The organism is Sciscionella sediminilitoris (genome assembly GCF_000737195.2).
GTDB classification, from domain to species: Bacteria; Actinomycetota; Actinomycetes; order Mycobacteriales; family Pseudonocardiaceae; genus Sciscionella; species Sciscionella sediminilitoris.
Genome location: NZ_JALM01000214.1, coordinates 1 through 212, shown reverse-complemented (window position 1 = coordinate 212; position 212 = coordinate 1). Strand labels below are relative to the sequence as shown.

The 212-nt window shown below is 69.3% G+C and carries 1 pseudogene; it reads left to right on the top strand.

The features are described from left to right. Nucleotides 1–27 precede the first annotated feature (27 nt). Nucleotides 28–212: pseudogene (locus tag AD72_RS35205) on the top strand (hypothetical protein); the annotation flags it as partial.

The window sequence follows — 212 nt, the reverse complement described above, 5'->3', positions numbered from 1 at the left end:
CATTACGGCGATGTCGACGTGCTCGACGTGCGCGAGGTAGACGACCCGGTGGCCACACCTGGACAGGTGGTGGTCAAGGTCCGGGCCGCCGCGGCCAACCCCGGAGACATCTATGTGCGGGAAGGCCTTGCCGAGCAGGCGTGGGCACTGCGCGCGCGGTTGTCTGGACGGGCCTCGGATACGCCGTTGCCGTCGATGACCTTCCCCGCCGG